Below are 13,625 nucleotides of genomic sequence, written 5' to 3' on the forward strand. Positions count from 1 at the left end.
CTGCCGGGCCGTCCTCGCGCCGCTGCGCGGTGCCTTCGGCTGCAACGTCGTGCCAGCCGGACCGTTCGGGTACGGCCATCCAGGCCTACCCGAACTGCCTGTCGCATCCCTGCGACCGGCTCCGGGCACAACGTCTCCGCCTCAGCGCTGCGAATAGCCCTTTCCAGCAGAGCAGGCGCGGTGGCCTCAGACAGGGTGCCCTTTGCAGCAGGAAAAACGCCGCCGTTCTTTTCCAGCAGCGTACACGGAAGCTGGCCAGCAGGCTGGGGCCGCTCAGGGGCGGGCATTTCGCAGCGCTGAACAGAGTGAGGCTGCCTGGAGAGCCCGCAGGGAAGCGGGCGAAAGGTGGGGCTGGAACAGGGATGTTCCATCCCCGCCGGTCCGTCAGGCAGGCGAATGGCGTGAAGGTACCGCGTTAGCGGCGCGAGGACCGCCAGCCCCTGAGCGGCCCCAGACAGCGTTATCACCCCTGGATTAACTGACAAGCATTAGTTCGCATGACCGGCTTTATCCCTCTGACACTATCCATAAGCAGGTGAGATGCCTCGAAGCCTTCTCACCTGCGAGCACGGATTACGCTTAGCCGCGATAGTAGATATCGCCTGACTCCGCCTTCAGGATTTTACCCACGTCGTTGGTGATCAGCAGGTAGTTGCCGCCGATATAGGTCCAGTGGCTGCCGGTTTCCGGCGCGGGCAGGTTACGCTTCTGCCACTCGACAATATTGTAGGATTTGTCGAGATACTGCTGCGGCACGCTGTCGCCAATTTTGTAATCTTTGTAGTCGATGATAATGCGGTTGAGATCGTAGTTCGACTGCGCCTGCGGGCTGCCGGCGTTGGCGTTGGCGTCCGGCGCTGGCGTGCTGCCCGCTTCCGGCTCTTCTGCGTTCGGTCCCAGCGGCGGCTGCGCGCCGCTGTCTGTGGTGTCGCCCTGCTGCGGCTGCGCGTCGGTGGGTGCCTGCTGCTGAACCTGCGGCGGCGGCGGAACGGTATCGGTGGCGTCACCTTCAGCCTGTGCAGCGGGAACAAGGCTCAGCGAGCCAAACAGTAAACCCGCTAAAAAGAGTGCGTTCTGAGTCCTGCGCATAGTGTTTTCCACGTTGATTGATTTTGTTAACAGTAGACCAGGATAAAGACAATCTGTACAGCCTGTCAGTTCCGCACGCGCAGCAGGTAAATGTAAAGAAACGCGTCATCCCTGACGCTCGGCCCAGACCTCGGGAACCAGCTTCATCGCCTCGCTGACGGCATAATCGGCCGCCATGCCCGGCTTCCACAGCATTACCAGCATCTGGCTCAGCGCCAGATTGCCCACCTCGACATCGATCGCCTCGACGCCGCGCCAGCTCGTCGCGGCAAAATGTTTCGGCAAAAACGCCCATCCCTGCCCGCTCTCCAACAGATGGCGCAGCAGCGCGCGGTCGTTGGTGTAGAAAGCGCGATCGGCGATACGTCCCTGTTTCGCCGCCACGCCGTCGGGCGCCGGATGCATCACCAGCTGCGGCTGCGACGCAAGGGCGAACAGCGACACCGGCTGCTCATCCGGGAACAGCGCGGCGGCGGCGTAGAAATCCAGTTCGATCAGCCCGACCGAGCGCCACGCCATCTCGCTGCCGAGGCTGCGGTTGCGCGCCTGGCAGAGCGCCAGCTGCGCCGCGCCGGAGGCGAGCGCCGCTTCCGCCTCTTCGCGCGCCGCGCTCCAGGCGCTGACGCGGATGTTGCTCTCCGCCAGCGCCGCGATCAGCCCGCAGAGAAAGGGACGCGGCACAAAGGGATCGTACACCAGGCTGATTTCGGCGGAGATATCCTGGCGCACGTGACGCGCCGCCGCGTCGAACGCCTGCGCCTGCTGCATCAGCAGCGCCGCCTGGCGCTTCAGCCGCTGGCCCTCTGGCGTCAGCACCAGCATGCGCCCCTGTCGCGCAAAAAGCTTATAGCCCAGCGCCGCTTCCAGAAACTCGATCAGCTCGCTAAGGGTGGCGCGATCCTTGCCGAGCTGCCGCGCCGCCTGCGAGACGGTGCCAAGCGCGGCAACGGTAGAAAACGCCTCTATCTGCGCAAAGGAAAAACTGAGACCGGCCATAACTGCTCCCTGATGCGGTAATTGGGGGGATTTCCCCACATATGCTGATTTTTGCACAGCGCGGGCCAAACCTATACTGCGGACCACGCTTTTAAGGCCTGTTGAGAGGGAAAACCACATGAAGAAACCTGACAAAAATCTGCTGCTGGCGCTGTCGCTGGCGACAACGGCGCTGCTGTCGCATGGCGTGGCCGCGGCTCAGCATAGCGCCTGCGGCGGCGTGCCGCTCAGCGTCTGCCCAACGCCGTTCGATCGCGCCCTGCCGGATCCGAAAACCATGCTCAGCTGGGATCAACAGGATCGCGTGGTGGGCTTTCGCAACGACTACCGCAACTATCCCGCCGATGTTTTTCGTCACGGCGCGGCGCGTCCGCTGCCGCTGGCCAGGCGTCAGCTCGGCGAGGTGAGCTATCAGGTTAACGGCCATCGCTACAGCCTGGCGGACTACCTGCAGCGCCAGAACGTCGCGGGGATGCTGGTGCTGAAAAACGGCCAGATCGCCTACAAATATCTGGCGCACGGCAACAGCGACAGCACGCTCTGGACCTCGCGCTCGGTAGGGAAATCGGTGGTTTCAACGCTGGTCGGCGTGGCGCTGAAACAGGGGAAAATCCATTCGCTGGAGGACAAGGTCACCCGCTATGAGCCTGAACTGGAAGGCACGGCGTGGCAGGACGTGACGCTGCGGCAGCTGCTGACCCACACCTCTGGCGTGGCGTGGAACGAGGATTACACCCAGCCCGACTCCGACTTCGCGCAGCTGACCCAGTGCGAGGCGCGCGCCGGCACCTATGACTGTGTGCGTGATCTGGTTACCGGCCTGAAGAAAGCGCACCCGGCGGGCCAGCACTGGTCCTACTCCTCGGGCGGCGCCTGGCTGCTGGGCGACGTGCTGGAACGCGCCACCGGCATGTCGCTCGCCGCCTATCTGCAGCAGAGCATCTGGCAGCCCTACGGCATGGCGAGCGACGGCGTCTGGCACGCCTATCAGCCCGGCAAACACGACGTCGGCGCGCACGGCTTCAACGCCACGCTGGAGGACTGGGGACGCTTCGGCGAGTTTGTGCTGCACGAAGGCCGCCTGCCGAACGGCGAGAAAGCGCTGCCGGACGGCTGGCTAAAACTGGCCTCCAGCTGGACGCAGGCGCAGGGCTCAATTTCCGCGGCGCATCCGCAGGGCCTTTACGGCTTCCAGTGGTGGAACAACGAGGTGCCGGCGAATGCGCAGAACGTCGAGCCTGCGCCGGAAGCGTCACTGAAGGGATCGCTCTGGGCACTGGGGATTTATGGTCAGGTGATTATGGTCAACCCCGCCGAGCAGCTGGTGATTGTGCAGTGGTCGACCTGGCCGCAGGCGGAGCCATCGTTTAGCGCCCAGCCGCTGGAGGCGTCGCTGATGTATAGCGCGATTGCGCAGCAGCTGCGCGAGTAAGAGTAAAGCCGCTGGCCGGCGGAGCCGTAAGTATCTCGCAGCGCTTATCCAGCAAAGACTCTACCGAGGCGCGGTTGCCCTTATCCCAGCCGCGACGCGTGGTCAGCAGAATAAACCCCTTCTCTCCCGAGAAAGTGGTGGGTATCAGCGCCACGCCATACTCCGCCAGCTGCGGCGGCGACAGGTGAAAATGGCGCGCCACCGAGGCGATGGGATAGATCCCCATCGCCGCTGGCTGCATCACGCGGCGGGCATAGTAGGTATGGTTCAGCAGGCGATCGGGCAACGGCCGCCATTGCTCACTAATGTAAGGCCGCTCCGCCTGTAGCTGACGGCGCACGTCTTCGCGCAGACAGGTGAGATGAATATGCAGCTGGTTCTGGCTGCGTCCCCAGGCGGAGTTAATCACCATACCCAGTTTGTCGTCGGGAACGTCAGCGCCATACACCGCCATCAGGCGGTAGCGCATCAGCCACGCATAACCGAAGTAGTCGGTGCGGCCCTCGCGCGACAGCGCGATGCTCTCGATACCGGACATCGCCAGGTTTGGCACCAGAATAAAATGGTAGAGATAGCGCGGATTCTGCAGGACGCTGAAGCCCTGCTCTTTGCGCTGCGGCTGATAGATTTGCTGGCATGGCGCCGAATCGCGCCGAAGGTGGTAGTTGGTCATGCAGAGATCCTGCGTCACCATCCATAGCGCATCAGAGCGCGCGCATCCGCCCAGCAGCAGCGCCATCGCAGAAAGCATCAGCCCTCGAAACATCCTTAATCGCATAAGATCCAGCCGGTTATCGCGCTGACTGATGCAGACAAATTTTGTCTGGCAGCAACGCATTATTTTTCTCTGGATGTTAGCGCAGGCTGAGCGGGTTGGATCGTACTTTGTTAAAACAATAAACGGGATGCGGCCTCATCCCGTTTACTCCTGCTGGTTACTGATTCACCGGGATCACCGAGCCGCGATACTGCTGCTGGATAAACTTCGCCACCTGCGGCGAGGCGAGATCTTTCGCCAGCTCTTTAATGCGCGGATCGTTCGCCAGCTTCGGCGTGGTGACCAGCACGTTGGCGTAAGGGTTGCCCTGCGCTTTCTCCAGCGCCAGCGCATCCTTTGACGGCGTCAGGCCCGCCTGCAGCGCATAGTTGCCGTTGATTACCGCGAACTGCACGTCATCCAGCGCGCGCGGCAGCTGCGGCGACTCGATCTCGACGATTTTCAGGTGATGCGGATTGCTGTCGATATCCGCCGGCGTCGCCAGATTGTTAATGGCGTCGTTCTTGCCGGCTTTCAGGGTAATCAGCCCGTTGGCCTGCAGCAGATAGAGCGCGCGGCTCAGGTTAGTAACGTTGTTCGGCACCGCCACCTGCGCACCGTCCGGGATATCCTTCAGGGATTTTACCTTGCGCGAGTAAAGCCCCAGCGGCTCGATATGCACCGTCGCCGCCACGTCGAACTTCTCGCCGAGCGCCTTCTCCTGATCGCGCAGATAAGGCACATGCTGGAAATAGTTGGCGTCGACGTCGCCGCGCGCCAGCAGTTCGTTGGCGTTAAGGTTGCCGTTGAGTTCGATCACCTGCAGATCGAGGTTAGGATCGATCTTCTTCACATAGTTGAGGATCTCGCTGTGCGGCACCGGATCCGCCGCCACGCGCAGCACCGCCGCCGAACTGGCGCCCGAGAAGAGCGCCGCCAGCGCCAGAGTCGCTACCATCTTCTTTTTCATGCAATGTCCTTATGAAAGTCTCTTGAGATAATCGCCGTAATAGCGCTGCGCCACATCGCGGTGCGAGCGTAAGCGTCCTTTGAGGTAATTCCAGCCCACGTCGCGGATCAGCGGATTAGTGGGATCGCTGGTCGGCCCCAGCGCTTCCGCCGCCAGCGCGTCGGGCAGCTGATAGATTGGCACCTGGGTGTCGAGCTGCGCGCCGAGGAAAAAGGCGATGGAGATGCGCTCCTGCCCTTCTGGCGGCGAGAGCACGCGGTGCACGGTAGCGCGCAGGTAGCCATTGGTCGCCAGCTCCAGTAGCTCGCCGATATTCACCACGAACGCGCCCGGCTTCGGTGCGGCGTCGACCCAGTTGCCTGGCGTCACTTCCACCTGTAGCCCGCGCTGCTCGTCCTGCAGCAGGAAGGTGAGAAAGCCGGAGTCTTTATGCGCGCCGACGCCCTGCTGGCTTTCCTCGGCGCTCTGTCCGGGATAGCGGATCAGCTTGACGTGCTCGTTGGGATAGCAGCCATAGAGCGCGTCGAAGGCGTCCTCCGGCAGCGACAGCGAACGGGCAAAGGCGCGCAGCAGGCGCAGCGCCACATTGGTCATCTCCTGCTGCCAGGCGTTGATCACCGGACGCAGCTGCGGCAGCGCCTCCGGCCAGAGGTTCGGCCCCTGCAGGCGCTTCCACGCCGCATCGTCCGGCTGCAGCAGCAGCGGCTCGCGATCCGCGCCGATATCGAACTGCTCGCGCTGGTCACGCTGCTCGCGGGTGTATTCCACGCCCGCCAGGTTGTAGCCGCGGAAGTGCGGCGAGTGGATCATCGAGACGCGCAGCTTCTCTTGCTGCGGCAGATCGAAAAAGGCGCGCGTAATGCTCTGCACGTTCTGCTGCAGCTGCGGGTTGATGCCGTGATTGATGAGGTAGAAAAAGCCCACGTCGCGCGCGCTTTCGCGCAGACGAGTTAAGAAGTCGGTTTGTTCGGTTTCGCTGCCGGCGAGTTGCGCCAGATCCAGCACCGGTAAGCTTGTCCAGGTCATTGTGCGTGTTCCAGAGAGGATGCCCGGATTTACCCTCGCACTAATAAAACGCATCGGGAAATAGTGAAGCGCTATATGTTATCGCAAGGGGTTTTTAGAAGAAGTTGGGGAAAGGGTATGCGGGAAAGAGATTAAGAGTTGGGTGATTAAAAAAGCAGCCAGGTCACGGTAGCACCTTTAGCGGATATTTTTCGTGCGTATGATTCCAGACATTGTGAAGAATGGATTTACAGATTCGAGTAAATTTATGAATGATGAAGCTCCTGTCTTTCCTGCCAGTAAATGTTTGCTAAAAGTTTAGCCATATTTTAAATCAACCCACTTTATTTTGCTTTAAATCAAACAGGCATACAGAGGCTTGCAGTATTTTTATTTTTTTAATGGGTTGAATTATCAATGGATAATGAAAGATGGTAAAGCATGCATTTAGTCTATTCATCAAGATAGTACTGTTCGCGGTAATAATGTTAAGCGTTGCGATAGTGGTTCCTTATGAGGGATTGACGGGCTATCTGATACACCTTTTCGACTTCCAGAGCGCAGCCAGAGTTACCCAATTTATTTTAGGGGAGCCAGAAGTGGAAGTTTGGGAATCTCTGAGAGATTACTTCAGCATTTTAATCAATACGCTAATCAGTATTCCAGCGCTCAGCTTAATGATTACTGCTTATGACATCGCCACAAGAAAAATTATCCCCTCTGGCGCACTGAAACACTGGTTACTCTCCATATCGCGGCGATTTATAAAATTATTCACATTTACCTTTCTGTTTTGGTTGCTTTTGCGCTTTCTGCCCTATCAGTTTTTCCTTCCCGACAGCGAGACGCATCCATACTTCATTTTTACGATTCTTATCCTTTCCAATCTGTTAATCACCATTGCTTGTTATTGGTTTATCACAATGAAAATCATAATCAAAAGGAGTTTGTAACATGCCTGGCGTTGCGTATACGTGGTTAAAGATGATAGTGGGCGGACATTAACGGGTCAGCTGATGTTCAGGACCGTGAAGGCACAATTGAAATTACAGGCTTCAGTCACGGAGTCAAGATTGCTGAAGACAGTATTAGATGTAACATTGCCGGAAGGCACACTTGTGCGCCCATGTTGATTGAGACGAAGTACAAATTTGTGCTGCAGTTATTTTTATTATTTTTCGGCATGTGCAAACCGTGACTAAAACCTACATCTCAATAATCACTTCACGACCCGCAATATCAGAGAACCCTCTTATCAATTCGCCACTATCATTATTAAAAGGATAGCAATATTCCAACGCCTTGTTAGTCAAATAACCAGTAACCCGCCTTTGCTGATTCAGCGAGCATCTTTAATGTAAGCGGTTCTGGCTCAATCCAACGCCATTTTCGCTCTTTAGAACGGAAGAAATTTAGAGGAAAAGTGACTTCTTCATTAGGCCAGTATTTGGCGAATGAGAAGTTTTTTCTGTCCACATTGAAGCGCGTGAAATAGTCATCGAGTATTTCCATGGCATCCTCGTCTGCCCAGGGATATTTCCCAGTAGAAAGGCTTGTCTCTGAAGACAATGCTGGTTTTTTGAAAAAAGGCAACACACGCCCGTTCCAATTACTCTCATACCATTCCATTACCTCTTTTTCAAAATCATGTAAGTCATTCATGTAATCCCTGCCAGATACGATCGGATGGGTGTGAAATCATATTGTATTTATAAACTGCTTTATACGAAACAATCGCAACATCTCCTGTAAGCAATATCCATCCCCTTAAAGAGAGCGTTCTGCCTACGAATGTGCCTGATTATTATTACTCCTTAGCTAACCGTGACGAACATGTGAAAAAAGAGCTATCGCTGTTTACATATACTCACCGGATGCATTTCTTCCCCTGTTATGCAAAGCTGTTACTTGTTTCGTTAATCTGGAAGCCAGCTCGCAAATCGGCTTCGTTCAGGACAAGGCAACATGCTTTTTTATCAGGCCGATTCCACGCTGGAGAACTACTGGCGCGGCGTCATTCTGTTCGGCAACAACGTCGCATCCTACAAATTCGCGCTGGCGCATGCGCTGTACGATCTGCATACGCAGGGCAACGATCTTATCTCTCTGGATGCGCTGGCGCGCCCGTTCAGCCAGCATCTGTGCCGTCATCTCGAGCAGGCGCCAAAGCAGATCACCACCAAAAGCAGCCAGTTCCTCGAGACCTGCATGCAGTTCAATCATGGCGAAATCAGTGAAGAGGCGCTGCTGGCGGTTACCGTTAAGCGCGGCTTCGCTAACGTGATTGATGCCTTTCACAACGTGAACCGCGCTGAAATTGACGTGCGCTTTTTTCTCGATGAACGTAAAACGCAAAAAGGTATCCGACTGACCGAGGCGTTCTTTAAGCTGACCGAGACCCAGCAGTTCCAGAACCTCATCCATGAGACCGATGCGCGCTGGCGGCTGGTCGAACAGGCCTGGTCGATGGGCGTGTCACGTAATCTGGTGGCGGTGGAGTATGACAGCGAGCAGCAGGTTCTGTTTACGCGCCAGCGCGAGCGACGCGTCGATATCACCAGCTGTCGCAACAGCCTGAACGGCTACCAGAAAGGCCGCTGCTTCTACTGCTATCGGCCGGTCAGCCTTGAGCGTGGCCACGCGGATCTCACCGATGTCGATCACTTTATTCCCTGGGCGGCGCGAGACCAGGTACCGAACCTCAACGGCGTCTGGAATCTGGTGCTGGCGTGTCAGAGCTGTAATCGCGGCAAGGAAGGCAAGTTCGCCCATATCCCGTCGCAGCCGCTGCTGGAACGGTTGCATAAGCGCAACGAGTATTTTATTAACAGCCATCTGCCGCTGCGCGAGACGCTGATTCAGCAGACCGGCAACAGTGAAGCGGTGCGGCGCAGTTTTCTGGCATCAGGCTGGCAGGCGGCGCGCAGCGTGTTGTTCCATATCTGGCAGCCTCAGGCTTGTGGAGACGCCTTATTTTGAGTACGCAACGCTACTATCAGCGCAATGCGCAGCAGTTCTTCGAGAGCACGGTCGCAGTTGATATGGCAGAGATCCTCGATCGCTTCACTGCCCTGCTCCCTGTGCACGGCGCTGTTCTGGATGCGGGTTGTGGTTCAGGACGTGACGCCAAAGCCTTTGCTGAACAGGGATTTCAGGTAGAGGCGTTTGATGCCTCGCCGGAGCTGGCTGAGCTGGCGAGTCAGCATAGCGGTTTGGCGGTTAAGGTGATGCGGTTTCAGGAGCTGGATGTATCTGCGCGCTATGACGGGATCTGGTGCTGCGCATCACTGCTGCATGTGCCACGGGCGGAGCTGCCGGAGGTGTTCCGGCGGCTGGGGAAGGCGCTGAAGGCTGGCGGTGTGCTGTATGCGTCTTTTAAGTATGGTCAGGGTGAGCGGGAAGATAATGGGCGGGTGTTTACGGATATGCGCGAGGGAGAGATTGCGGGGATGTTAAGGGAGATTGAGGGTGATGAGCTGAGGGTGATGCAGGAGTGGATGAGTGAGGATCGGCGAAGGGAAAGAAACGACCGGTGGGTGAATGTGTTAGTTGGGAAAACAGAGTCACGAGTTTCAGATATTTAACCGCCCCTGATGCTGTATCAGGAGCGGTTTTCTATTCATGCGGCTTTCTGTTTGCCGGCAATGACTTTGATAAATTCCAGCACCTGCTTTTGTTTGCGCGCCGACAGCTTGCACGCCTGCCGCAGCGACTGCATGAGTTCAGTCTCTTGCTGCTGAGCTGTGAGCACAATGCAACCTTTCATTACCTTCACATCAACCGCCGTGCCAATGGCAAAACCAGCCTCTTCCAGCCATTGTCCTTTCATAGTGATGGCAGGAGTTCGACGGTAATCCGGATAGCGACTCGCATAGCCAACGGTTATTTGGCGATTATTTGATGCAAAGACTTCTGGTTCAGACGGTTGTGCAATAGAATGCGTGACAGTCATGATTACTATTCCTGTAAATAGTAGTTGTGATTAGCGGCCGGGTATGTTGCAGCACATCCGCGCCGCGCTAAATACCTGTATATATAATCAGAAGAAGGGAAATAAGTCCAGATTGAAACAGGTTAAAATATAGTGTTTCTAAGGCGAATTTAATATATAAGCGAGCAATCCTTTTAGACTTAAGAATAAAAAGCGCTTGTGAAATTTCGCCAAAAAATCATGATCTTTTTTTCAAGCCATTAAAATTAAAACCTCATGTTAAATAAAAATCTTCTTTGGCTGCTTATGGTCTTTTCGCGAGATTCATCGATCTATTCAGCCTGGCTTTCAGCAGTTCTCAACAGAATGCCGGTCTTATCTGTGACTCATTTACTGTGCATATAATCGCCATTACTTGATTCTGGTCAATTCTGATAGCCAGCTAACGTGTACATTCAGGAGGTTTATTCACCAGAAAGGGAGTTCAGGTTATGGCAATACCCGTTTATCTTTGGCTTTATGATGAAGAGGATAAGTTGGTCAGTGGTAGCGTAGAAGTTGATGGACGTGAGGGCAGCATTGAAATTGTAGGTATGCAGCATGATGTGTTTATACCCACTGACGATTTAACGGCGGCAACGACTGCAATGCGCCAGCATGAGGCATATACATTCGAAAAAGAAATTGACCGCTCTTCGCCTCTGCTTTACCGCGCACTGACAACAGGCAGAACGCTAAAAAAAGCCATCTTCAGGTATTACCGCATCAACTATAACGGCATGGAAGAACAATATTTCAATGCTGTACTCGAGAACGTAAAAATATGCCACGTTGTGCCCATCATGTTTCATATCAAGGATCCAGACTTCGAAAAGCACGGACATATTGAGCACATTGGCCTGCGCTACGAAAAAATTACCTGGAACTATGTAGACGGCAACATCCAGCACACTGACAGCTGGAAAGAGCGCAAAACCGCATAAGGAAATCACTATGGCACACTGGACTTATAAGCAAAGCACGGGTGAGCTCTTCAAAGACGGCAAACTTATCGATAAAGGGTATTCTGGCGTCTTAACCAATAAAAATAATCCTGACCGGGAACAGGTCAGAGGAATGGGGCCTATTCCTCGTGGCAAGTGGCGGATTGGCCGACATACTAGCAGCAAAGGTCCGCTGACTATCACCCTGGTTCATGTAAGCGGCAATGCCTACAGGCGTGATATGAGTACCTTTCGCATGCATGGGGAAAGAGTTCATGGCGTCCCTGGATTCGCATCGGAGGGCTGTATCATTATGAGTCATGCTACGCGGTTACTCGTAAGCAAAGATATCGGGGCAACGCTGGAGGTTGTACGATGATGAAAACGACATTATTGGCTATAGTGCTTGTGCCTTCGTTAAGCCATGCAGCAGATCTGCCAGGCAGTGAATGCGCTGCTCCGGGAAATTTTGTTGAAGGAATGCTTCTCGCAAGTATTAAAAAAGATCTCGGCATTGACCTGACTACAATTCAGTATAATAAAACTGTTGTCGAAATATTAAGTATCAAACCGGTATCTGAGCTGTTTGCCCGGAAACTTGCTGTTGCTGACAGCAAAAAGAATCCTGAGCTTGCTGAGAAAGAGTATTACGACATGTACCGTGATGCACATGTGCTAACCGTAACGGCAAGATACACATTTACGGACAGAGACAATAAACGTGATGAATTTATCTCTTCGGCATTCGTAAACGATGATGAATGCTCGGTGAAATATAACGGCTATATAACGCTATCTCGCGAGTTCTGAAGATACCTACAATTTATTTATCGCGAAATTAGTCATAGAGCTTGCCACAATCGCCGCGAATCATCCACATTCTGTTGCCCATAGTCGCTTCTTAATGAGGGAAAATCAGCCTAGATCATAAGCTTGTTACCTGTATGCGTCAAAACCCTCAATAACGACGGCCTGACCTGCCCCCCCAGGATTAGATACAACCTTCAGTTAGTAATGTCGGTTGGTTTTTCTTCATATTTCCCGTTTCGCCAGCCTGGCTGCAAATTTAGCCGGCGTCAGATAGTTCAGCGATGAGTGGGGTCGACACTCGTTATAATCCTGCCGCCAGTCATTAATGATTTCCCGGGCATGTAGAATATCGCTGAACCAGTGCTCATTCAGGCATTCATCCCGAAAGCGGCCGTTGAAACTCTCAATAAATCCGTTTTGCGTTGGCTTGCCCGGCTAGATTAAGCGCAACTCAACACCATGTTCAAAGGCCCATTGATCGAGCGCGCGGCAGGTAAATTCCGGGCCCTGATCGGTTCTTATCGTTGCAGGATAGCCACGAAACAGCGCAATGCTGTCCAGAATACGTGTCACCTGAACGCCTGTAATCCCGAATGCCGTGGTGATCGTCAGACACTCCTTCGTGAAATCATCTACGCAGGTCAGGCACTTCATCCTGCGGCCGCTGGCAAGTGCATCCATGACAAAATCCATCGACCATGTCAGGTTCGGCGCATCCGGGCGAAGAAGCGGAAGCCGCTCAGTCGCCAGCCCCTTGCGGCGTCGCCTGCGTTTTACACTCAGGCCGTTAAGGTGATAGATGCGGTATACCCGCTTGTGGTTGACGTGAAGGCCCTCCCGACGGAGTAGCTGCCAGATGCGCCGGTAACCAAAGCGGCGGCGCTCAAGTGCTAGCTCTGTGATGCGTAGAGACAGCTGCGCGTCAGCAGCCGGACGCTGAGCAGAATAACGGCAGGTCGACAGGGACAAACCTGCCAGCCTGCAGGCACGGGGTTGCGACAGACCAGCGGCCTCACACATGACTTCCACGGCTTCCCGCTTCTGGTCTGTCGTCAGAACTTTCGGCCAAGAGCCACCTGAAGCGCCTCCTTATCCAGCATGGCTTCAGCGAGCAGCTTCTTGAGGCGGGCGTTCTCCTCTTCAAGCGACTTGAGCCGCTTCACTTCGGGGACTTCCATGCCGCCGAACTTCTTGCGCCAGGTGTAGAAGGTGGCGTCTGAAATGGCATGCTTGCGGCAGAGTTCCCGGGCTGAAACCCCGGCTTCGGCCTCGCGGAGAATACTGATGATCTGTTCGTCGGAAAATCGCTTCTTCATGGGGATGTCCTCATGTGGCTTATGAAGACATTACTAACATCACAGTGTATTAATCAACGGGGAGCATGTCAGGGCAATGGGTAAGGGTTTGAACCTAAGCTGATTCACCTCGGCACAATTCATTCTTTGGCTTACGGTACCATTCGCGACAGTAAACTAGTTAAAGGATGGCATCACTACCCTCATGAAAAGTCAGCCAAACTGTCTTCAGAAAAATGGCAGTTGGCAGTTGGCAGTTGGCAGTTGGCAGTTGGCAGTTGGCAGTTGGCAGTTGGCAGTTGGCAGTTGGCAGTTGGCAGTTGGCAGTTGGCAGTTGGCAGTTGGCAGTTGGCAGTT

General features: G+C 54.9%; 14 protein-coding genes and 2 pseudogenes. 8 read left to right on the forward strand and 8 right to left on the reverse strand.

Annotated features, from left to right (window positions below; translation table 11 throughout):
- Positions 1-579: 579 nt before the first annotated feature.
- On the reverse strand, positions 580-1,089 hold the full coding sequence (locus tag B2J69_RS22450; RefSeq protein ID WP_081142524.1) for an RcnB family protein: 510 nt from the start codon (positions 1,087-1,089) through the stop codon (positions 580-582).
- Positions 1,090-1,194: 105 nt separating this feature from the next.
- Positions 1,195-2,085 carry a LysR family transcriptional regulator gene (locus B2J69_RS22455; protein ID WP_081142526.1) on the reverse strand — a complete coding sequence of 297 codons (891 nt, stop codon included), beginning with the start codon at positions 2,083-2,085 and terminating at the stop codon, positions 1,195-1,197.
- 118 nt (positions 2,086-2,203) lie between these two features.
- Between B2J69_RS22455 and B2J69_RS22460 the strand changes: the two genes are divergently transcribed.
- A complete protein-coding gene (locus B2J69_RS22460) occupies positions 2,204-3,517 on the forward strand; it encodes a serine hydrolase domain-containing protein (RefSeq protein ID WP_081142528.1) in 1,314 nt (437 codons plus the stop codon).
- On the opposite strand, the gene B2J69_RS22465 is transcribed toward B2J69_RS22460, so the two are convergent.
- The 3 genes from B2J69_RS22465 to B2J69_RS22475 all read right to left on the reverse strand — a co-directional run bounded on the left by B2J69_RS22465 (position 3,453) and on the right by B2J69_RS22475 (position 6,270).
- Complete coding sequence (locus B2J69_RS22465) at positions 3,453-4,268, reverse strand: CDP-diacylglycerol diphosphatase (RefSeq protein WP_407944766.1); 816 nt, start codon at positions 4,266-4,268, stop codon at positions 3,453-3,455. The two genes, B2J69_RS22460 and B2J69_RS22465, sit on opposite strands and share 65 nt — an antisense overlap.
- A gap of 184 nt (positions 4,269-4,452) precedes the next feature.
- Positions 4,453-5,244, reverse strand: a complete 792-nt coding sequence (locus B2J69_RS22470; protein WP_081142530.1) for a MetQ/NlpA family ABC transporter substrate-binding protein — start codon at positions 5,242-5,244, stop codon at positions 4,453-4,455.
- Positions 5,245-5,253: 9 nt separating this feature from the next.
- Positions 5,254-6,270 carry an isopenicillin N synthase family dioxygenase gene (locus B2J69_RS22475; protein WP_081142532.1) on the reverse strand — a complete coding sequence of 339 codons (1,017 nt, stop codon included), beginning with the start codon at positions 6,268-6,270 and terminating at the stop codon, positions 5,254-5,256.
- A 410-nt stretch (positions 6,271-6,680) separates the two neighbouring features.
- Here B2J69_RS22475 and B2J69_RS22480 point away from each other — a divergent pair, with 410 nt between their 5' ends.
- Positions 6,681-7,202, forward strand: a complete 522-nt coding sequence (locus B2J69_RS22480) for a hypothetical protein (protein ID WP_081142534.1) — start codon at positions 6,681-6,683, stop codon at positions 7,200-7,202.
- Between the two features lie 352 nt (positions 7,203-7,554).
- Here B2J69_RS22480 and B2J69_RS22485 read toward each other — a convergent pair whose 3' ends face one another.
- Positions 7,555-7,911 (reverse strand): DUF1493 family protein, encoded by a 357-nt coding sequence (locus tag B2J69_RS22485; RefSeq protein WP_081142536.1) that lies wholly within the window; start codon positions 7,909-7,911, stop codon positions 7,555-7,557.
- 303 nt (positions 7,912-8,214) lie between these two features.
- Between B2J69_RS22485 and B2J69_RS22490 the strand changes: the two genes are divergently transcribed.
- Positions 8,215-9,228 carry an HNH endonuclease gene (locus tag B2J69_RS22490; RefSeq protein ID WP_081142538.1) on the forward strand — a complete coding sequence of 338 codons (1,014 nt, stop codon included), beginning with the start codon at positions 8,215-8,217 and terminating at the stop codon, positions 9,226-9,228.
- Complete coding sequence (locus B2J69_RS22495; RefSeq protein ID WP_201789488.1) at positions 9,225-9,833, forward strand: class I SAM-dependent methyltransferase; 609 nt, start codon at positions 9,225-9,227, stop codon at positions 9,831-9,833. Before B2J69_RS22490 ends, B2J69_RS22495 begins: the two co-directional genes overlap by 4 nt.
- A 35-nt stretch (positions 9,834-9,868) precedes the next feature.
- On the opposite strand, the gene symE is transcribed toward B2J69_RS22495, so the two are convergent.
- Positions 9,869-10,201 carry an endoribonuclease SymE gene (gene symE / locus B2J69_RS22500; RefSeq protein ID WP_081142540.1) on the reverse strand — a complete coding sequence of 111 codons (333 nt, stop codon included), beginning with the start codon at positions 10,199-10,201 and terminating at the stop codon, positions 9,869-9,871.
- A gap of 470 nt (positions 10,202-10,671) precedes the next feature.
- Here symE and tssD point away from each other — a divergent pair, with 470 nt between their 5' ends.
- From tssD to B2J69_RS22515, 3 genes are read left to right on the forward strand one after another with little or no spacing between them, the layout of a single operon-like run.
- On the forward strand, positions 10,672-11,163 hold the full coding sequence (tssD, locus tag B2J69_RS22505) for a type VI secretion system tube protein TssD (RefSeq protein ID WP_081142542.1): 492 nt from the start codon (positions 10,672-10,674) through the stop codon (positions 11,161-11,163).
- Between the two features lie 10 nt (positions 11,164-11,173).
- Entirely contained in the window at positions 11,174-11,542 is a 369-nt protein-coding gene (locus B2J69_RS22510; protein WP_081142544.1) for a tlde1 domain-containing protein, read from the forward strand.
- Complete coding sequence (locus tag B2J69_RS22515) at positions 11,539-11,973, forward strand: Shiga toxin A subunit (RefSeq protein ID WP_236722775.1); 435 nt, start codon at positions 11,539-11,541, stop codon at positions 11,971-11,973. The genes B2J69_RS22510 and B2J69_RS22515 overlap by 4 nt, the downstream gene beginning before the upstream one ends.
- Before the next feature lie 194 nt (positions 11,974-12,167).
- Here the strand turns inward: B2J69_RS22515 and B2J69_RS23675 are convergent.
- Positions 12,168-13,289, reverse strand: a pseudogene (locus B2J69_RS23675) (IS3 family transposase).
- Positions 13,290-13,415: 126 nt separating this feature from the next.
- On the opposite strand from B2J69_RS23675, the pseudogene B2J69_RS24425 reads away from it, so the two are divergent.
- Positions 13,416-13,625 (forward strand): annotated as a pseudogene (locus B2J69_RS24425) (hypothetical protein); the annotation flags it as partial.

This window comes from Pantoea latae (assembly GCF_002077695.1).
Taxonomy (GTDB): Bacteria; Pseudomonadota; Gammaproteobacteria; order Enterobacterales; family Enterobacteriaceae; genus Pantoea; species Pantoea latae.